This window comes from Elusimicrobiota bacterium, assembly GCA_026388075.1.
Classification (GTDB): domain Bacteria; phylum Elusimicrobiota; class Endomicrobiia; order Endomicrobiales; family JAPLKN01; genus JAPLKN01.
In genome coordinates, this window is record JAPLKN010000108.1 from 25,833 (window position 1) to 44,839 (window position 19,007).

At 35.7% G+C, this 19,007-nt stretch carries 19 protein-coding genes; all 19 read right to left on the minus strand.

Going from position 1 to position 19,007, the window contains the following annotated elements; all coding sequences use genetic code 11:
- Nucleotides 1-10: 10 nt before the first annotated feature.
- Entirely contained in the window at nucleotides 11-1,147 is a 1,137-nt protein-coding gene (gene tgt / locus NT145_05725) for a tRNA guanosine(34) transglycosylase Tgt (GenBank protein MCX5782185.1), read from the minus strand.
- On the minus strand, nucleotides 1,144-1,812 hold the full coding sequence (locus tag NT145_05730; GenBank protein ID MCX5782186.1) for an HD domain-containing protein: 669 nt from the start codon (nucleotides 1,810-1,812) through the stop codon (nucleotides 1,144-1,146). The genes tgt and NT145_05730 overlap by 4 nt, the downstream gene beginning before the upstream one ends.
- 132 nt (nucleotides 1,813-1,944) lie before the next feature.
- Entirely contained in the window at nucleotides 1,945-3,015 is a 1,071-nt protein-coding gene (gene queA, locus NT145_05735; GenBank protein ID MCX5782187.1) for a tRNA preQ1(34) S-adenosylmethionine ribosyltransferase-isomerase QueA, read from the minus strand.
- A 4-nt stretch (nucleotides 3,016-3,019) separates the two neighbouring features.
- Nucleotides 3,020-4,063 carry a SpoIID/LytB domain-containing protein gene (locus NT145_05740; protein ID MCX5782188.1) on the minus strand — a complete coding sequence of 348 codons (1,044 nt, stop codon included), beginning with the start codon at nucleotides 4,061-4,063 and terminating at the stop codon, nucleotides 3,020-3,022.
- A gap of 128 nt (nucleotides 4,064-4,191) precedes the next feature.
- Complete coding sequence (locus NT145_05745; GenBank protein ID MCX5782189.1) at nucleotides 4,192-4,407, minus strand: DUF2905 domain-containing protein; 216 nt, start codon at nucleotides 4,405-4,407, stop codon at nucleotides 4,192-4,194.
- 8 nt (nucleotides 4,408-4,415) lie between these two features.
- The gene (locus NT145_05750; GenBank protein MCX5782190.1) at nucleotides 4,416-4,952 is read right to left on the minus strand and encodes an epoxyqueuosine reductase QueH; all 537 of its coding nucleotides are present in this window, start codon (nucleotides 4,950-4,952) and stop codon (nucleotides 4,416-4,418) included.
- Between the two features lie 140 nt (nucleotides 4,953-5,092).
- Nucleotides 5,093-6,127, minus strand: a complete 1,035-nt coding sequence (gene ruvB / locus NT145_05755; GenBank protein MCX5782191.1) for a Holliday junction branch migration DNA helicase RuvB — start codon at nucleotides 6,125-6,127, stop codon at nucleotides 5,093-5,095.
- Nucleotides 6,128-6,157: 30 nt separating this feature from the next.
- Complete coding sequence (locus NT145_05760; protein MCX5782192.1) at nucleotides 6,158-6,769, minus strand: Holliday junction ATP-dependent DNA helicase RuvA; 612 nt, start codon at nucleotides 6,767-6,769, stop codon at nucleotides 6,158-6,160.
- A 3-nt stretch (nucleotides 6,770-6,772) separates the two neighbouring features.
- Nucleotides 6,773-7,249, minus strand: coding sequence for a crossover junction endodeoxyribonuclease RuvC (gene ruvC / locus NT145_05765; protein MCX5782193.1), 477 nt, complete (start codon nucleotides 7,247-7,249; stop codon nucleotides 6,773-6,775).
- A gap of 147 nt (nucleotides 7,250-7,396) precedes the next feature.
- Nucleotides 7,397-8,158, minus strand: a complete 762-nt coding sequence (locus NT145_05770; GenBank protein MCX5782194.1) for a YebC/PmpR family DNA-binding transcriptional regulator — start codon at nucleotides 8,156-8,158, stop codon at nucleotides 7,397-7,399.
- 101 nt (nucleotides 8,159-8,259) lie between these two features.
- Complete coding sequence (locus NT145_05775) at nucleotides 8,260-9,621, minus strand: hypothetical protein (protein ID MCX5782195.1); 1,362 nt, start codon at nucleotides 9,619-9,621, stop codon at nucleotides 8,260-8,262.
- Between the two features lies 1 nt (nucleotide 9,622).
- Nucleotides 9,623-10,759, minus strand: a complete 1,137-nt coding sequence (locus NT145_05780) for a glycosyltransferase (GenBank protein MCX5782196.1) — start codon at nucleotides 10,757-10,759, stop codon at nucleotides 9,623-9,625.
- A gap of 62 nt (nucleotides 10,760-10,821) precedes the next feature.
- Nucleotides 10,822-11,796 carry a lysylphosphatidylglycerol synthase transmembrane domain-containing protein gene (locus NT145_05785; protein MCX5782197.1) on the minus strand — a complete coding sequence of 325 codons (975 nt, stop codon included), beginning with the start codon at nucleotides 11,794-11,796 and terminating at the stop codon, nucleotides 10,822-10,824.
- A gap of 4 nt (nucleotides 11,797-11,800) precedes the next feature.
- Entirely contained in the window at nucleotides 11,801-14,101 is a 2,301-nt protein-coding gene (locus NT145_05790; GenBank protein MCX5782198.1) for a glycosyltransferase family 39 protein, read from the minus strand.
- Nucleotides 14,098-15,540 (minus strand): radical SAM protein, encoded by a 1,443-nt coding sequence (locus NT145_05795; GenBank protein ID MCX5782199.1) that lies wholly within the window; start codon nucleotides 15,538-15,540, stop codon nucleotides 14,098-14,100. The genes NT145_05790 and NT145_05795 overlap by 4 nt, the downstream gene beginning before the upstream one ends.
- 16 nt (nucleotides 15,541-15,556) lie before the next feature.
- The gene (locus tag NT145_05800; protein MCX5782200.1) at nucleotides 15,557-16,672 is read right to left on the minus strand and encodes a radical SAM protein; all 1,116 of its coding nucleotides are present in this window, start codon (nucleotides 16,670-16,672) and stop codon (nucleotides 15,557-15,559) included.
- Entirely contained in the window at nucleotides 16,672-18,018 is a 1,347-nt protein-coding gene (locus NT145_05805) for a radical SAM protein (protein MCX5782201.1), read from the minus strand. Before NT145_05805 ends, NT145_05800 begins: the two co-directional genes overlap by 1 nt.
- 5 nt (nucleotides 18,019-18,023) lie before the next feature.
- Nucleotides 18,024-18,752 (minus strand): nucleotidyltransferase family protein, encoded by a 729-nt coding sequence (locus NT145_05810; GenBank protein ID MCX5782202.1) that lies wholly within the window; start codon nucleotides 18,750-18,752, stop codon nucleotides 18,024-18,026.
- Nucleotide 18,753: 1 nt separating this feature from the next.
- Nucleotides 18,754-19,007 (minus strand): nucleoside-diphosphate sugar epimerase (locus NT145_05815; protein ID MCX5782203.1); only part of this gene is annotated, 254 nt, incomplete at its 5' end.

Below are 19,007 nucleotides of genomic sequence, written 5' to 3' on the forward strand. Positions count from 1 at the left end.
CCTTTTCGTTTTATTTTTGGCTTAAATAACCTGACAAAAACTCTTTTTTTGCCTTTTTAAAAGTGTCTTTCATCAAAGATTCTCGAATTTTAGAGAGTAATTTTATCATAAAATAAATGTTATGTAAAGACAAAAGCCTTAGAACTAAAATCTCTTGAGCCTTAAACAAATGGTTCAAATATGCCCTTGAGTATCCTTTGCATGTTGGACAATCACAAGAAGCATCCAATGGGCCAAAATCTTTTACATATTCGGCATTTTTTATATTTACTTTCCCTCCGGCAGTAAAAGCTTGTCCGTTTCTTCCGTTTCGGGTAGGCAGAACGCAATCAAACATATCTATGCCTCGCTCAACCGCTTCCCATATATCTCCCGGTGTTCCCACACCCATAAGGTAACGAGGCTTTTCTTCAGGAAGAAGGCCCGTTGTGTTGTTTAAAACCTCTATCATCTCTTCTTTTGGTTCACCTACTGAAAGGCCTCCAAGAGCATAACCGGGAAAAGAAATATCTATAGTTTTTAAAGCACTTTCGCGCCTTAAATCCTCATAAACTGATCCCTGAATGATACCAAAAAGAAGCTGTTTTTTCGGCTGTTGCTTTTCTAATTCCATGAATCTTTTCTTGCACCTTTGCGCCCAAATAACGCTTAACTCCATTGACCGCTTTGCATAATCATGAGTGCAGGGATATGGCGGGCACTCATCAAAACACATGATTATATCAGCTCCGATCTTTTTTTGAACTTCCATAGATTTTTCCGGAGTAAAAAAATGTTTTGTGCCGTCAATATGGGACTGAAATTCCACTCCTTCCGAATTCATTCGCCTTAATGTTGTTAAACTAAAAATCTGGTATCCCCCTGAATCCGTTAAAGTTGCCTTGTCCCATCCAATAAACTTGCCCAACCCGCCCGCTTGATCTATTATTTCAACGCCGGGCCTTAAATAAAGATGGTATGAGTTCCCGAGGATTATTTCTGCATTGGCAATTTTTAAATCTTCGTTTGAAATAGTTTTAACTGAACCTTGTGTTCCGACCGGCATAAATACCGGCGTATGAACTGTCCCATGCGCAGTTTTGAGTTCGCCGACACGGCCCAAACATTCTTTTGATTTTTTTATTAATTTAAAATATTCTTGAGTCATAAAAATTTGTCTTTGTTGATAAAAAGATGGAATTCGCAGTCTAATGCTTGGCTAGCCTTTCTGCAGAAATTAGTGCGGGATAAAAATATCTCAAAATATTCCATAACCGGACATATTTTAGTGTCAATAGTAAGCTCAAGTGCGATCACTCTTGTTTCTTTCATTACCCTTAAAAAAGCTCTTTGGCAGGCATAATTTACTCTTCCATGGGTATCTAACGACGCTAGATCGTTAGAACGCACCCTTGTATGGTGAACATCAGTTTTATCTCCTAATATAACAGCCGCCAGGACATGCCCCGTAACATCGGCATCCTTATCTTCGTGGCTTCCTATCGCGCTTATTATCGGAAATATATCCTGATAAGAAAATCCTATCTTTTCTAAAATTTCAAGGCTTAAAATAGCGCCGTTTTGCGCGTGGTCTTCGCATGATATAGAATTTCCTATATCGTGAAGATATCCGGCGATCATTGCTATTTCAATATCTTTTTGAGGGTAATCCAGAAATTTTAGGACATTTCCGGCAATATTTGAGGTCAGCTCAGCATGGCGAAATCCGTGCTCTTTATATCCCATTGCCACAAAATTGTCATCTGCGGCTTTAAGGTATGCTTTCACATCCGGGCTTTCCATTACTTTTTTTACAAGTTCATGTTCATTCACCGTTATACCTCTTCTATTAGCGTATAGTGAATAGCGTTTAGGGTATAGAAAACGGCATTGATAAAATTCTCCTGTCTTTAACTATACGCTATCCCTGCCCCGCCACGGGCGGGCGGCGCTACACGCTATACGCTAAATAATAAGCATCGCATCGCCGTAAGAAAAAAATCTATATTTCTTTTCTATGGCTTCTTTATAAGATCTAAATATGGCTTCTTTTCCGGCAAACGCGCAAACCATCATAAGCGGTGTTGATTTTGGCAAATGTAAATTTGTTAAAATCGCGTCAATTACCTTAAATTCATATCCGGGATGAATAAAAATATTTGTAAAATTGTTTGACGGCATAACCTTAAAACTGCCGTTTACTTTTTTTGCGCTTGATTCTATTGCCCGAACAGCTGTCGTACCGCAGGCGAACACTTTTTTCCCTCCATCAATGGCATTGTTTATTATTCCGGAAGCATTTTCGTCAATTTCATAATATTCAGGAAGCATCATATGCTTTGAAATATCTTCGGAATCAATTAATTTAAAAGTTCCACGACCGACATGCAAAATTATTTCAGCGATTTTGACGCCTTTTTGTTTAATTTTTTCAATAAGCTCATTTGTAAAATGAAGCCCGGCTGTCGGAGCAGCAATTGAGCCTGTTTCTTTAGCGTACACGGTCTGATACCTTTCTTTGTCAAATTCCTTTAAGTTATCTGATTCGGCCCGCTTTATGTAAGGAGGAAGAGGCATAGCCCCAAACTTTTCAATAAGTTCTTCAACACAATTTTTGTCAATCTCAATTAGAGCTTCGCCGCTCGGCATATAGCTAATTATTTTTACTGAATATTTATCACCTAACAGAATCTTTTTCCCAGGCGCAATAAACGGCTTTACCAATGCAAGATATTTTCCGGCTATCATTTGAGATTTTGGTTCAATAAATAAAATTTCAACTTTTCCGCCGGTTTCTTTTTTTCCGTAAATTCTTGAAGGGATTACTTTTGTTTTGTTGAGAATTAGACAATCGCCCGGATTCAAATAATCCAGTATATCTTTAAAAAAAAGATGGCGGATTTCCCCTGTTTTTTTATCAAGCGCTAACAGCCTTGAATTATCGCGCTGTTCAACAGGTTTTTGAGCAATAAGTTCTCTCGGCACTTCAAATGAATATTCCGTTAATTTGTTTGAGATAACTTCTTCTGCAATCATTTATTTATTGTTCCTCTTCATCCCACTTAGCAAGATATGTTCCTGGATAAAAATATTTTAGTATTTTTTCATAATCAAAACCCTTATCGGCCATATTTCTTGCGCTTTCCTGGCAAAGGCCTACGCCATGGCCCCATCCAAGCCCTGAAAATTCAAAAGAATCCCCCTTTTCTGATATTTCTTCAAATAGAGTACTTTTAATATGCCAAGGATCAACCAAAACACGGAATTTCGCCGCGTTTAATTCAATAGTTTGTTTATCCCCGTAAATTTTAAGAATCTTTGTCCTTCCAGAATCCGTTTTTCCTATCATCTTTATTTTTTCAATGTATCCAACTTCATAGCCATTATCAGAAAGTCTTTGCGTAATAAAATCTTTGCTTACTTTATTTTTCCAATAATCCACTTTATAGCCGTTAGAATACTTTACAGATCGTCCTTTCAGATACTTAGGGGCTGTCCCTCCCCATACTTCTTCAATATTTTCGGTATGGCCTCCGCAAGAACTGTGAAAAAAAGTGCTCGCAAGTTTACCGTTATAAAACAATACCTCGCCCCTTGTTTCATTGACTGCTCTATTAGTATTTTCATTTTCTGAATCTACTCCTACGTATACCTGGCAAAGCGTTGTATCGCACAGATTAAAACCTTCTTTCATATGAAGAGATAGACTCCTAAGAGCAAATGTCCGGCTGATAACAGCCTGAGCCCTTAAAGACTCTTCCGGCCAAGATGCTACGACCTCTTTTGGAAGAACCCCGTAAAGATATTCTTCAACATCAAGCTCATTTATTACTGAAATCTTACCGTTTACTAAATTTAAAAATATATTACCTCGATATTCCTTACTATTTACTAAAATCCTGCTTGATTCTCCCTTCGGTATAATTTCAATATCTGAAGAAAAACTTCTCCCGCTAAAAACTATTCTATCATCTTCAGCTTTTACTATATATCTCCTGTTATCTTTAAGGACATAAGTATTTCCTGAAACATGGAGATAACATACTCCTTTACAGAAAATATTCACAACCTGTTCATTTTTCAAAATCCTCACTTTTAACAGCTGAACCGTAATTTGGGATGAAAGTTCACATGGCAATAAAAAGCCCAAAAATAAAAAAACCCAAAAGGCTTTATTTAAGTTATTTTTTAGCAGAAATTTCATGGTAAATTTCATTTTGACCTAAAAATCCAAAAAATTAAAGAAATTACAACACTTAAGATCAAGCAAGTGGCTAGCGGAAAATAAAAAGCAAATTTTTCTTTTTTAATGTAAATATCGCCCGGCAGCTTGCCTAAAAAAGGAACTTTAGGAATGATTAAAAGAATAATTCCAAGAATTACCAGTATTATTCCGAAAAAAATTAATATTTTTGCAAACGCAGTCATTTATCTTATTATTTTTGCTTTTTTTCTTTTTGCTCTTCAAGAGAAAACGAACACCCGCAGTATTTCTGAACGTAAAGCTTTTTTTCTGCTATTTTATTTTTGCCGTCATAATAAAAAGGCCTGAAATCCCTGTAAATAAAATTTAAATTTTCAGCTTTTGCGATTTGTTCAGCGATAAATTTTATGTCTTCGTGCTTTTGATGCGGGCTTGATAAAAGCGTTGATGAAAAGTTTCTTATGTTAAGCCTTTTTGCTTCCAGCGCTGTCTGGCTTAACCTAAGGTAATAACAAAGTTTGCAGCGTTCAGTATTTTTTCTGGTATTTTGCCAGATCCAGCTGTCTTTTGAAAAATCAGGGCCGTTTATCAGTTCTTTCCCCTGTTCTGTTAAAAAAACAATAAGGGCTTCTTTTCTTTTATCGTGCTCATCCTTTGGCTGTATGTTGGGATTAAACCAAAAACTCTTTATCTCAAAATCTTTTGAAAGCATATCCAAAACAGACGGCGAACAGGGAGCGCAGCAGTGATGAAGCAGCAATCTTTCCATAAGATTTACCCCGTTAGAGAATTCTGTCAATTCCTATATCTAGCATGAACCGATGTTCTTATATTTCCCCCTAATGTCGTCATCAGTATTTGGTAGAAACCCGTTGATCGCCTGCCAGTGAGGCAAGTCTCTAACGGGGTTTACTTAATGAGTTCTTGAGCAGATATATTGGTTTGTTTTAAACCAAGGTGGGTATAACCATTTGTCGTAACCATACGGCCCCTGGGAGTACGCGCGATAAAACCGGACTGGATTAGAAATGGCTCATACACATCGGTAATAGTATCAACTTCTTCTGAAACGGCAACCGCAATAGTGTCAACACCAACCGGGCCGCCGGAAAATTTTTCAATAATGGTTTTTAGGATTAGCCTGTCCATCTTTTCAAGGCCTGCCTTATCAACTTCCAGTGCTTCAAGAGCACTCTGCGCAATTGCCTTCGTTATCTTTCCCTGTCCTTCAACTTCAGCAAAATCCCTTACTCTTTTCAAAAGCCGGTTAACTATTCTCGGGGTACCTCTTGATCGCAAAGCGATTTCCTCTGTCCCGCCTTCATCAATTTCAATTTTCATGATTTTTGCAGATCTTAAAACAATTTTTTTTAGTTCCTCGTGTTCATAAAAGTTTAAATGGTTGACTATACCAAACCTGTCCCTCAAAGGGCTTGAAAGCAGCCCCGCGCGAGTTGTCGCTCCGACAAGAGTAAATTTTGGAACCGGGAGTTTTATTGTTTTTGCGGAAGGCCCCTGGCCGATAATTATGTCAAGCTCAAAATCTTCCATAACCGGATAAAGAGCTTCTTCAACCAGGTGGTTCATCCTGTGTATTTCATCAATGAAAAATATATCTCCTTCAGACAAATTAGTCAGTATAGCGGCAAGGTCTCCCACGCGCTCTAAGACAGGCCCTGAAGTCATGCGGAGGTTTCCGCCCATTTCCCTTGCTATTATATGCGCAAGAGTTGTTTTCCCAAGCCCGGGAGGCGCATAGAAAAGGCAATGATCAAGACTTTCTTTTCTTTTTTTGGAAGCTTCTATAAATATTTTTAGATTTTTCTTGAGCTTTTCCTGGCCTATAAATTCATCCAGAGTTTTTGGGCGCAGGGTATTTTCCGCCCTGTTTTCTTCGGAAGTCTTTACTGCGGACACAATCCTTTCAAAATTTTGTTCTTCCATTTTTTGCACCTATAACATCAAACTATTAATTTATATATATTTCAACGCTTGCCGTATTATTTCCTCAACTGAAAGTTCCGCCCCGCCATTATCTGAAATTTTTTCAACCGCCGAGTATGCATACATCTCTTTATACCCAAGCGCCACCAGTCCCGCGATAGCTTCAGACTGCGGAGTGGATGCTTTTTTTCTTTCAACCCATTTCTCTGTTCCCGAAATTTTCACTTCCCCAATTTTATCTTTTAGTGCGATCATAATTTTCTCAGCAGTCTTTTTAGTAAATCCGAACAATCCCGTAAGAATTGAGACATCTTTGTGAATTATGGAATGCCTGAAATCCGGCAGCGACTTGGTAATTTTATCAAGATATTCCAAGGCTTTTTTTGCGCCGGCGCCCGGAACCTCGTCTTTTAACAAATTAAAAATATCGCGTTCTTCTTCGGCCAAAAATCCGTAGTAGCTAGTGCTTCCTCCGTACATAGCTACGGACTCAACTATGAAAAGTTTTATTTCTTTACCAAGCGAGGGAAGTTTTTCTGAAGTTGAAAGAGGGATAAATACCTTGTAACCGACCCCCCCTGCATCGATAATTGCCGAATCCATTGATTTGCCGTCTAATATTCCCCTGAGGTGATTAATCATATTTCACCATTTAGCCGTATTCAAATGGCATATCGCTATAGCTAATGCGTCTGCGGCATCGTCGGGTTTTGGGATTTCTTTCATCCCTAAAAGCGTTTTTACCATTTGCTGAATTTGAGCTTTGTCCGCAGAACCGTATCCGGTAAGCGCTATTTTCACGTGACGCGGATTATATTCATATAGCGGAATTTTTGAAAGCGCCGCAGAAAGCAACACTACACCGCGGGCCTGGCTGACAGCAGCCACGGTCCTTGCTTCTTTTGAAAAAAACAGTTCTTCAAGCGCAAAAGCGTTCGGCTTATATGCTTGAATAATATTGGTTAAATCCTGATAAATAAATTTTAGGCGTTCGCTTAAAGTCTGTGCCGGTTTTGTTTTTATGCACCCGTAATCAACCAAAAATACTCTATTTTTATCTATGGCTTTTACTAAACCCCAGCCTGTAAGCGCTAAACCGGGATCAACTCCTAAAATGATCATAAAACCCCGAGTAACAGGATTAAGTAGTAAGCGGTAAGGATTAAGCTGAATAATTAAAAAGTCTTCAAACTTTATCCTTAGAGCAAAGCGTCTTAATCCTTAATACTGAATTTACTTAATTCTTAATCCTGAATACTTAATCCTGCCTTATTTCTGCATTTTTTCTATTCTTTCAATTTCCGCATTTGAAATTTCAAAATTTGAATAGACATTTTTTACATCGTCATGTCCTTCCAGCTCATCCATTAAAGCAATCATTTGTTCCGCGTCTTTTCCTTGAAGTTTTATATATGTTTGAGGCTGGGGAGAAACTTCAGCAGTATCAATTACCACGTTTTTTTGTTCAAGCCCTTTTTTTACAGCTTCAAAATCTTCGGGCTTAGCGAATATTTCGTATATATCCTCATCTTCGGTACGTAAATCTTCTACCCCTAAATCAAGAACTATCGTCATCAGCTGGTCTTCATTAATTTTTTTCTTATCAACGGAAATATAGCCTTTCTTTGAAAACATCCAGGAAACGCATCCCGCTTCGCCCATGTTTCCGCCATGTTGCGAAAAAATCTTCCTGATTTCTGATGCAGTCCGGTTTTTATTGTCAGTTGTAATTTCAACTATAAGGGCAACTCCCGCCGGCCCGTAACCCTCATAATTTAGTTCTTCGTATATCGCGCCGGGAAGCTCGCCTGTACCGCGCTGAACCGCTTTTTTTATGTTATCCTGCGGCATATTCGCTTCACGCGCGGATTCTATCGCTTTTCTCAACCGAGCGTTGTTTTCAATGTTTCCTCCCCCCTCCTTAGCGGCAACAACAATTTCTCTTATAAGCCTCGTAAAAACTTTTCCTCTTTTAGCATCAATAATAGCTTTTTTGTGCTTAATACCTGCCCATTTCGAATGGCCGGACATTTAAACTCTCCTATCGTAATATTTTATTTTATTTTTTGCAGTGAATTTATACTGAGGATTGTACAAAAAATTTTTAAGATAAGCAACGGATTGAAATGGCACTATCTGCCCAGAGGTGCTTCGCCTGGAAGGAATTTTCCCGTCTTAATCAATTCTTCAATTTTATATGTGCCGAGTTTTCTTCCCTTTATAAAACCGTCCCATGCAGCCTCGGCAAAAATACCCCCCTCCCTGAGATCAAACAGCCATTCATCAGCGTATTTGAGTTTGCCGGCAGGTTTAACGCCTGCATGAATATCCTGCAGCCATTTACTGTTTATATCTTCATGGGGCCCGACGCTCGGAGCCATTAAAATCGGGATTCCCAGGGCACAATAGAAGGTAAGCTCGCTCGGCTTGCTCCATAAAACATCCGTAGTTCTTAAAATCTTGTTAAATTTGTCAAAATACCTGTATATATCATTGTCATAAATTATATTGATTCCGTTATCAATATATTTTGAAAGTTCAAGGTAATTAATAAAACTCTTAAATTTAACATACACTTCCGCACTAATGCCTGCCGACAAATTTACTTTGAGTTTTCCTTCTTTAATCTTTTCTTTAACACTTTTTAAAATTTCCAAAGCCATGTTAGTCTGAACCCCTGATCCTCCCACTGCAAAAGTTACGCTAAAATATTTATCGGTCCGCTCTTTCGGTATTTCTTTCCCCAGGTATGCCTTAACAGTATTTTTGTGCACGCTAAAAAAACGCAATAAAGGGTCCAGACGGACTAAACGGCTATATAGATCTTCTTTTAATATTTCAAGGTTTTCATGGCTTCCGACATTTTCTTTAGGCAGGGGAAAACCGGTCAGAAATATTCTTTCTTCGGGAACACCGTATTGAAGAAGCCTTTTTCTGATACGCGTACAAGGTGCTATATATTTGATTTTACTTTTCTTTGGATCTTTTGCAACCCAAACCCTATTGCAGTCCGAATCGCAAATTACCAGATAATTATCCCGGTGTTTAGTTTCAAGCATATCAACGGCAATTGAAGAGCTGTAAAATGTGCTCAATAAAGGAACGGTATCATTTTTAATCTTGTTTAAAAGTGTTCGTGAAAGCCCGCTTTTAGCTATAAGTTTTCCCAGATATTTTGAGCTGAAATTAGGTTTTGAAAGGTCTCTGGCCGGATAATAAGGCGGTATCTGCTGAAGTAATTGGTAAAATAGTTGGAAAAATTTTCCAATCAATATAAGTTCTTCTGCTTTAGAAAAGAAATAATATAAATGCCGGAGTTTTCTCCAAACTTTGTATTCTTTCGGCTCGCAGAAAGTTTGTGAACCTTCAATTAATATTTCTTCTTTTGCCAAATCCTTTAAAGGATAAGCCGCGCGCATGTGCCCCAAGCCCATCATTGCAGAAACTACCCAAGCTTTTTTTTCGTTTGTTTTGATCTCGGCTTTCGGCTCCAAACTATTCTCCTTCTATGAATATTTTACTTTCCCTGCCTATCTTAATATGCTTGCCTCTCCACACAACTCTTGAGCTAAAAAAAGGAATGAAATAAATAAATAATAAAAGTATGTCTTTTAAAACAACACAAAAAGGTAAAATTAATATAACCCAAATATTTTTCCTGTCGTATATATTAACTGCAAAAAAATTCAAATATTCAAGAACAATTTTAAAAAGTACGGCTCCCAATAAAAGAGTCACTCCTTTGCTTCCCAAAAAGATAATTGAAATAATTGAAAGGCCGATTGGATTAACAAATATTTCCCCCATATACATTAACTTTTCAAGATGGTATCTCATTTTTGCCCAACGCGATATTCTGGAGCAAAAACTTTTAATAGAAGAGTGGCTGTTAAAATTCGTAATCCAAACATGATTTGTTGAAATATAAATATTATTTTTGTAGAAAGTATTTCCCATTACGTAATCTTCCGCAAGAAATTGTTTAAAATATTCAAATCCTCCCAAATTAGACAGTGCGGCTTTTTCAACAAGCATTGATTTCCCTATTATTATAGGTATTCTTAGGTATTCCCAGGCGCCAATAATATTTCCCGAAATAAAGAAGCTTAAGTACGCGTTTTCTATCACGCTGCCAGCCGTTTTTGAACCCATGCCTCGAACCGGAGAAAACACTATTTTTGAATTTTTAGTAACGTATTCATGAATAAGATTTTTTAAAGTGTCTTTTTCTACCCTTGTATTAGAGTCAGATATCCAAAAAACCGATCCCGAAGATTCCTTTTCCATGGAAATAAGCGTTTCCACTTTAGGATTAAGTATTTTCCCTTTTCCCACGGGAACAATTTTGATGGACACCTTTGGATATTTTTTCCTCAAGTTTTCTATTATTCTATCGGTTTCATCTTCAATAGAATCGATCCCGAATATTATTTCAAAATTTGGATAGTCCAAAAGAAAAAATGTTTCTAGATTGTTCCCTAATTCGTCATCGCTGTGTTTAATAGGCTTTAATATGCTGACCTTGGGGAATAATTTAGCATTTCCAAAATCCAATCGCCTTGGTTTTCTAAAAAACACGGTCAAAACCGTATAATTCATCCAAATTAAGAAAGAAAATATAATTATGCTCAAACAAAAATAAAATATCATATTAATTTTGAGATTATACTAAATTAAAAAAGACTAGTTTAAAATCATTTGTCATTTGTTTCTAAATTAATTTTTTCTTTTTTCAAAAATATTTCTATATAAAAATAATAGAGCCCAACCAAATTCAAAGGCAAAAGCGCCATGAAATGCGACAAAATAGCATAAGATAATGCAATGTTTTTTTCTACACCGAAAATACTTAAGGCCATCATAGTAAAAAATTCCCAAGTTCCCACAAAACCCGGTGATGAGGGTATCGCAACGCTCAGGACTGAAATACCTATTATAAGATAAAGCCCGATTAAGCTTACCTTTATATTAAATGCAATTAAAAGCAAATAAGTAGAAATCGCGCTAACTACAAACCAGTTAAAAATTGTTAAAGGTATTGCGACTGTCAAAACCTGCCTATCTTTTAAAAACTTTATTGCTGAAGTAATATTTTCAAGCAGTTTGCCGATTTTTTCACTATGTTTTTTGTTAACAAATCTTCCAATAAAGCTTACAAATATTTTTCTTAATTTTAAAAATAAAAGTATGGCAGAAATTATTACAGCAAATAATATTATAAGCCTCCCTATTTTAAATTGCGCCGGAATAACAATAAAATATGACCCTATTAAAATCATAAAAACCGGAGGCAAAAGATCAAGTAATCTTTCCAAAAAAACAGTCGCCAATGTATAACTTTTCGGCAAGCCGCTTTTCTTAGAAAGAAAATATGCCTGGAAAATATCTCCTCCCCTCAAAGGCACAAAAGTATTCAGCATAAGCCCCATTGATGTCGCCTCAAAAAAGTTTTTCCAAGCAACACTGCGATATTCTTTACCTAATTTTTTCCATCGGTAACTGCGAAGCATTAGAGCGATTAATGAGATAATGAAAACTATTGCTAACATTTCTATCTTCACAGTTTTTATTATCCGGAATATTTCAGAAAAGTTGGAATTTCTAAACGCAAGCCACAGGAAAAATGCGCTTATCAGAAGGCCAAAAAAGATGCGAATTAATTTTTTCATAATTTCATTTTCTCTCTTTTAAAATAAAATTTTCTAATATTTCCCAGCGATTACTTGAATAGAGCTCTTTTTCTAAAAAGAAATTTTGAGGAATACTATGGGGCTTAGAAGCTTCTTTTTCACTCATAATTTCGTAGAGATAAACATAGTTATTGGGATTTGAGCTATACTGAGCCCACCATTGAGGCTGTTGTTTTTTAATTGAGTATATTTCTTTATAGGGAACGGAAATATCCGCAATATCTTTATAAATTTCTTTAACATACTTTGACCAAAATTCGCAAAACACTGTAAAAGACTTCGCGTCCCAATAAAAAGTTTCATAGTTTTTCAACCTCATAGTTTCGGGAACATTCAGAAGAATATGAGTTATTCCATTGGATATTATTTTATCGTAAAGATCTTTGCCATTTTTACATTGGCTTACCCATTCAACCATTGGATTAAAATCACCCGCCCCGCTTGTTATGAATTGTCTTTCGCAATAAAGTCCTCTTGTTTCTCCGAGAAACAGAAGTTTTGCTTTTGGATTTAACTTTCTATTTGCATATTCAAGCGTTTGATAATAAGGGCATGGATAACTGGTCCTTTGTGTTGAAAGATATTCCTTTTTTGACTGCTGACCAATCAAATATCGGAGCGGATCCTGTGTTGCCCATAATAAATAATTCGAGAATGAGATATTCCCGAGCGTAATAATAATTAACAAAACATAAATTCCATTTTTTGCAAATTTTGCATTTTTGTGATTAGCTATATAATATGCGAAAATAACGCTGACGACCGGCAGAGTTGGAATGAAATATCTGAGATAAAACCTGCCCAGCAATACCCAAAAAATAAACGATATAAACAAATAACCAAATAAGATCTTAATTTCTAAATCTATTTTACGATACATAAACAAAAACACCGCAAACACTAAGAAAACGGGGCCTAGAACTGTTTCTTGCTGCAATTTTCCCATTGTTAAAGGCCAAAGAAAAAGAAAATAATTTAAAAAATTAAATTCTGGCCGAGGTGGATCTAAGAAAAGAGACTTTGTTAAATGAATTTTTTCATATCCTATTTTTTCCCAAAAAAAAGGAAAGACAGGATTTCCCGAATAAATAAAATTCCTAAGATACCATGGCAGGCACGTTATCATAGCAATTAAAGAGAAAAAGAAAACCGACTTAAATATTTTAAAACTATTTTCCTTTGCCATAACTCCCTGAATAATCAATGTTCCGATAAGCGCAAAATAACAAAAAACAATACCGGTATATTTACTTCCCATAGAAAATCCGCAGAAAATAGCGCTTATTATAAACCACTGCTTCTTTTTTGAAACAATATAATTCACGAGAGCAAAAACCGCACCGAACTCGAAAATACCAATCCCAAGCTCGATAGCCGTCTTCCATGAAACAGTCGCAACCTGAGGGATGGAATAAAAGATCAATGCAGAAAAAACCGCAGTCGTACGATTAAAATATTTTTCCGAGAAAATATAGACCGCATAAACAATCAATAATCCGCAGGAATAATGAATAAGTTTTGCGGTTATTTCATTATTTATCGAAAGCCCCATAAGATAAAGCATATTTATATTAAAAGGAAAATAAGAGGCAGGAATAAAATTTGTCGTAAGCATTTTGTGTTCTTTAAGCCAGTGCACTAGAACACCGAGTTGATAAAATTGTGAATCGTAAAAGAGCTCAGGTGTCAAAGCACCCAACAGGTTAAAAAACGCAATAACACATACTAAAAATAAAGCTAATTTTTCTCTTAGTAAAAATCTTTTTCTGGTCATCTCAAAATTCTTGTAAATCGCAGAAAAACCAAAAAAAGAAAATATTGCAGTTATAGTCAAAAATACAGTTTTGAAATAAAACCCAAAGATCCCAAGAAAAAAACCCAATAATGAAAATATCCCTAAACCTAACACCGTTGAAAACATCAGTTTTTCATTGCCAGAAATATTATATTTTAGATTATTGTTTCCATTTTCTTTTTCAAAGAATTTAATTCTCAAAATAGCTTCCAGGACAATTGTCCCGGCACCACAAGCCGAAATAAAAATTAATACGGCCCAAAAAATATTAATGAAGTGTTCTTTGAAGCGAATCAGAAAAGACTTAAAATAAAATAATTCTTCACTTGAGTTGAAAGGCCAAAAAATGCCTACAAAACCCGCGCTATAGTATTTTGATAAGACAATCCAAGCCCATATACTAAATATTACTCCTATCATCCAAACAGGAATAATGGGATTCAGTTCATTTGGTTCTATTTTAGTTATATTCGTTTTATTTTGCTTCATATTTTTTTTGAGGCCTTAATCACTTTAGGGATAACAAACAGTTTAACTGCAGATTTTAATTGCCACCATTTCTGTCTTATTGACTGTTTTAAGAAAAATAATTTCAAAATCTGCCCTATTCTGAAATAAAACATTCGAAAAGCTTGGGCACTAATTTCTTGAAGCATTTGAAAATCTTGTTCAGGCCACCAACTATGAATTACCTGCTTCTCAGGATTTTTAGCATATTTCATCCAGTAATCATCCTTTATAATTCCTTTTTGAAGCGCCGATGTATAAAAATAACTTATAGGTAGAGGGTTAAAAATACTAAAAGGTGCGTAGTCGAACCCAGCTTCCATGGCAAATGTAATTGTTTGCAGCATTTCTTTTTTTGATTCGCCAGGAAATCCAATAATGAAATTCCCATAAGATAGTATTCCTGAATTTTTTAAATCCTTAACAAGCTGTTTTACTTTTTCAAGATTAAGCTTTTTATTTATTCTTTCCTGAAGGTTCTGCGTGCCGGTTTCAATACCAAGCTGTACCATGCGGCATCCAGCATCTTTCATTTTCTTCAATACTTCCTTTTCAAACTTCATATCGGCCCTGCTTCTACAATGCCATCTTATTTTTATTTTGCGATTTATTATTTCTTCGCAAATTAACCGCACTCTTTCCATATTATACGTAAAATTCTCATCAAAAAACAAAATATCTCTTATCCCAATCCTTAGTATTTCTTCAATTTCATCGACTACATTTCTGGGGGAGCGCATGCGAACTCTTTGGCCGCGTTCAATATTTGTACAAAAATGACAATTATAAGCGCAGCCTCGCGAAGTCATCATAGTAGTAATAGGATTTGAATAAGTTATAAAACTTTTGTACTTTGTATACGGAAGAAGCTTTCTATCCGGGAAAGGTAATTTGTCTAAATTCTCAGTTTTTTGAAGTTCCTGTTTCTTAGCTGTATTATTTTTTGAAATAACCCCCTCGATTTTCTCAGGACTTTTACATGAAAAGAGAGCCTCGATTAAATTTGTTAAGACTATTTCCCCTTCTCCATAAATGCAATAATCCACATTCGGATTTGAAATCGTTTCTTGAGGATATATGTAAATGTGCGGACCTCCCGCAATTACTGCTATTTTGGAATTTACTCTCTTGACAATAGCTGCTGTCTTGAATGAATCCAAAAGATAATCTGTGCAAAAATATATTCCCACTACATCAGGTTTTCTTTTTATTATTTCTTTCTCAATATCTTGGAAATCGTAATTCTCCGCTGGAGCATCAATTATCTCAACGCAATGTTCTGAATATTTCTTAAGATAACTTGCTACATATAGAATCCCCAAAGGGGGATATAGACCTGATTCTTTATCCAGTTTCTTGTAAAATCCGGCCGATTCTATTGCATGCGTTTTTTTGGGAGGAAATATGAATAATATTTTCATTTTTCAAGTTATGTTTTTATTTCTGAACAAAATTTCTGCAATGTCTGCAGATATCTGGAAATTTGTTGTTATGAATACTATTTATTAGATCATTAAATTCATTCTTCCATATTTTCCTGAAATCGGTATATAGTAAATTTCCCAAGCTATTATCTTTCTGGTACTGTCTGGTATTTGCTTCATTTATAGCGCAACATGGCTGAACATGTCCCGTAGCAAGTATAAAAGGTTCCGTCCAACGAGTGCAGTCTTTAACGCATCGGGTTTGTTTAATATTTTGGTTCCATCCAACAAAAATGTTTAAATCTTTTGCGCATTTTTCAGTTTCTGTTTTAATTTTTTCAGGCAAAGTAGTTTTCATGTATTCTATTTCTTTAAACTGCAGAATGCTACTAAAATAAATCAACGTTGCTAAGTTATATCCACTATTAACTATAGAATGCACCAGCCTTATAAAGTCAGGAAGTTCATTAAAATTGGAGTTGTTTATTATGAAGTGAAAAAAGATCTCTGGAAAAGGCGACTTGTATTTCTTTTTTATCTTCATAAGAGTTTTTACATTCCTTACAACTTTATCAAAATCTGTTCCTATTCGGATTGCATTATATGTTTCTTTATTAGCAGCATCGATAGACATCCAAATTTTATCTACACCTACTTTAATTAGCTCTTCGGCATTTATTTCATTTATTAAATCAAATGTATCAAAAAATTCGACATAGACGGATTTTCTTTTTACATAGCTCAATATCTGGATAAAGTCTTTGTTAAGAAAATTAGACCCTATTCCGGTTATTCCAAGCCACTTTAGCTTTGGAAATTGATCAATTATTTTCTTGAATTCATCCAAAGACATATCCTTTGGCTGCTCATTCCAATAAGTATGCTCGCACATAGTACATTTAAGGTGGCACTTAGTTGTAATTTCAACTTCTATTTGTTCTGGGTATGGAGCTAAAATCGGAAATTTTCTGATAATGGGATCCATTAAAGCCAATCCGCTGTCTCTGGTAAATATATGAACCCAAATGAAATTATATGCAGATTTTAAACCCCTTGTTTTTAATAGATAAATTAATGCCTTGAGCCTAGACTTAATAAGTCCTAATAGTTTTAAACGCCTAAATGCCATTATTTTCTCCTTAAACCCAATAAGGGCATAACAATTCTAAATAATTTCCCGAAAAATTGGGGTGGACTTATGAACATAAGTTTAAGATAGTATAACATAAAACCAAATTTTTTCCCCAGCATAATATCAACCACCATCTTGCTTCTAATTTTTTCAATATCCTTTCTTGAATAATTCTCATTTCCTGCCACAGGGCAGCTTTCCATATCAAAGTCTTTCCAGGCATAAGTTTCTGGAATAAGTTTTTTTTCTTTGCACCATTCCCACAATTTTGTGCCGGGATAAGGTGTAGTGATGCCAATACCTACACTATCGAGACTATTTTTTTTAATAAACTCTCTGGTCTTATTCATGTCTTCCAAAGTTTCAGTAGGATTTCCTATCATGAAAGTCGCATAAACCAAAAGGCCTGCTTCTTTAACCATTTTTAACGCTTTTTCAGATTGTTCAACAGTTACTTTTTTGTCTATAATATCAAGCACTCTCTGTGAACCGCTTTCTATCCCGAAATTTACCTGCCTTAGCCCAGCTTTTTTGGCGAGTTCCAATATTTCAGGATTTACGCTAGTTACTCTGGCATTTGCGGCCCAAATAATATCTATTTTATTTTCTAATATTAATGAACATATTTGTTTTATCCTGTTAGAATTAAAGAAAAGGTCATCGTCCATAAAAAATATGGAATTTATCTGATAACCTTTTACAAGTTCTAATATTTCGTTGACTACTCGCTTTGGGGTGTTGTACCTAACCTTTAGACCTCTCCAGCTATTATGGCAAAAAATACAGCTGTATGGACAGCCGCGACTGGTGATCATGGAGGCAAGTTTTTTCCCAGGAGGAAGGAAATATAGATGTGCGGTAGGAGTATTGCCAGACTTTGCAGAATAGAATTTCATTTTAAGAAGACTGCGACTCGGAGGAGGTATATCATCAATGTTTTCTATAAGAGGCCCTTTAACTATTCTAGTTTTTGATTTTGAAAAAACTATATCCAATAGAGCGCGTTCACCTTCACCTACAACAACATAATCAGCATGTCGCAAGGCTTCTTCGCTCATTATGCTAGCGTGGACACCTCCGATAACTGTAACAAAGCCTTTTTTCTTAGCACCATCAAGAATTTTGTAAGCCTCATCAGCTAAAGGCGTAGTAGCGGTTATCCCAACAAAGTCCGGATTATATTCTTTCAGCAACTTATCAACATCATCCCCGGCGAACTGATCAATAATTTTAACGTCTATCTTATTAGCCAAGAGAAATGAAGCCAAATAGCCGAGGTTAAGCGGTTCATTATCTGCAAACTCCTTATTTCTGCCGGGATTTATTAGTGCAACTTTTTTCATAATCTTCAAAAATGCGAAAAACCGGAACCAAACGAATCCAGCTCCTTAAAAGTGTTCACATTTACATATTTGTCGCATATATTAAATGGTTTAATCAATTTACCGTCATCAATTGCGCATTGTATCAAATCCGGCAACTCCTTTTCTCCCCTTTTACTGTTAATAATCGTTTTTGGGATATAATTCAATATCTCATTTTTAAATACGCAATTTCCCGTGCCCATAATGTTATTGGGAGGATTTTTTGGCTTTTCAATCAGTTGCACTATTCTTCCGCTTTTATCTTGAATAATGGAATATGTTTTTTTTATCATCTCTTTATCGGAAACATTAATAACGCCGCAAACACCGAAAAGTTTTTCAGTTTTAAACTTCTCGATCATATCCTTATGTTTCGGGAAAAGCATAAACTCGTCACCTAAAAGCAATAGGAAGTCATCCTTTCCGAGAAGCTCTTTTCCCCATTCAATCGCATCAACTAAGCCATATCGATCCCATTGAATAACGTATTTGACTGTTTTCCCTTTATAATTATTGCCGTATTTATTGATAATATCTTCGGCACGATAACCAACCATAACTATTAATTCGTTTATTTCATCAAGTGCCGAAACACAATCAAAACTATATTCAATAAGAGGTTTACCAAAAACATCCAACAAGCATTTATTGATCCCTTCCGAAACTTTTCCAAGCCTTTTGCCTCTTCCACCTGCAAGGATTAGCGCTTTCATTTTAGCTCCTAAAAAGCCCGTGATTATTTTTAATCCAGGCAATTAGTTTCTCAACACCTTCTCTGGGTTTTATTTTTGATTTCCAGTTTAGATATTTCTCGGCTTTTCTACTATCACAAACAAAATATTTTAGATCTCCGAAACGTTCCGGCTCAAAAGCATAATCCACCTTCTTTCCCAAAATATCCTCTATCAACTTTATGCATTCTAACAAAGATATAATATTTTCTTCTCCTCCGCCAATATTATATATTC

Coding starts and splice junctions, on each gene's coding strand:
- tgt (MCX5782185.1), bottom strand. CDS start 1,147: ATGACTCAAGAATATTTTAAATTAATAAAAAAATCAAAAGAATGTTTG.
- queA (MCX5782187.1), bottom strand. CDS start 3,015: ATGATTGCAGAAGAAGTTATCTCAAACAAATTAACGGAATATTCATTT.
- NT145_05745 (MCX5782189.1), bottom strand. CDS start 4,407: ATGACTGCGTTTGCAAAAATATTAATTTTTTTCGGAATAATACTGGTA.
- NT145_05750 (MCX5782190.1), bottom strand. CDS start 4,952: ATGGAAAGATTGCTGCTTCATCACTGCTGCGCTCCCTGTTCGCCGTCT.
- ruvB (MCX5782191.1), bottom strand. CDS start 6,127: ATGGAAGAACAAAATTTTGAAAGGATTGTGTCCGCAGTAAAGACTTCC.
- NT145_05760 (MCX5782192.1), bottom strand. CDS start 6,769: ATGATTAATCACCTCAGGGGAATATTAGACGGCAAATCAATGGATTCG.
- ruvC (MCX5782193.1), bottom strand. CDS start 7,249: ATGATCATTTTAGGAGTTGATCCCGGTTTAGCGCTTACAGGCTGGGGT.
- NT145_05770 (MCX5782194.1), bottom strand. CDS start 8,158: ATGTCCGGCCATTCGAAATGGGCAGGTATTAAGCACAAAAAAGCTATT.
- NT145_05785 (MCX5782197.1), bottom strand. CDS start 11,796: ATGAAAAAATTAATTCGCATCTTTTTTGGCCTTCTGATAAGCGCATTT.
- NT145_05790 (MCX5782198.1), bottom strand. CDS start 14,101: ATGAAGCAAAATAAAACGAATATAACTAAAATAGAACCAAATGAACTG.
- NT145_05795 (MCX5782199.1), bottom strand. CDS start 15,540: ATGAAAATATTATTCATATTTCCTCCCAAAAAAACGCATGCAATAGAA.
- NT145_05800 (MCX5782200.1), bottom strand. CDS start 16,672: ATGGCATTTAGGCGTTTAAAACTATTAGGACTTATTAAGTCTAGGCTC.
- NT145_05805 (MCX5782201.1), bottom strand. CDS start 18,018: ATGAAAAAAGTTGCACTAATAAATCCCGGCAGAAATAAGGAGTTTGCA.
- NT145_05810 (MCX5782202.1), bottom strand. CDS start 18,752: ATGAAAGCGCTAATCCTTGCAGGTGGAAGAGGCAAAAGGCTTGGAAAA.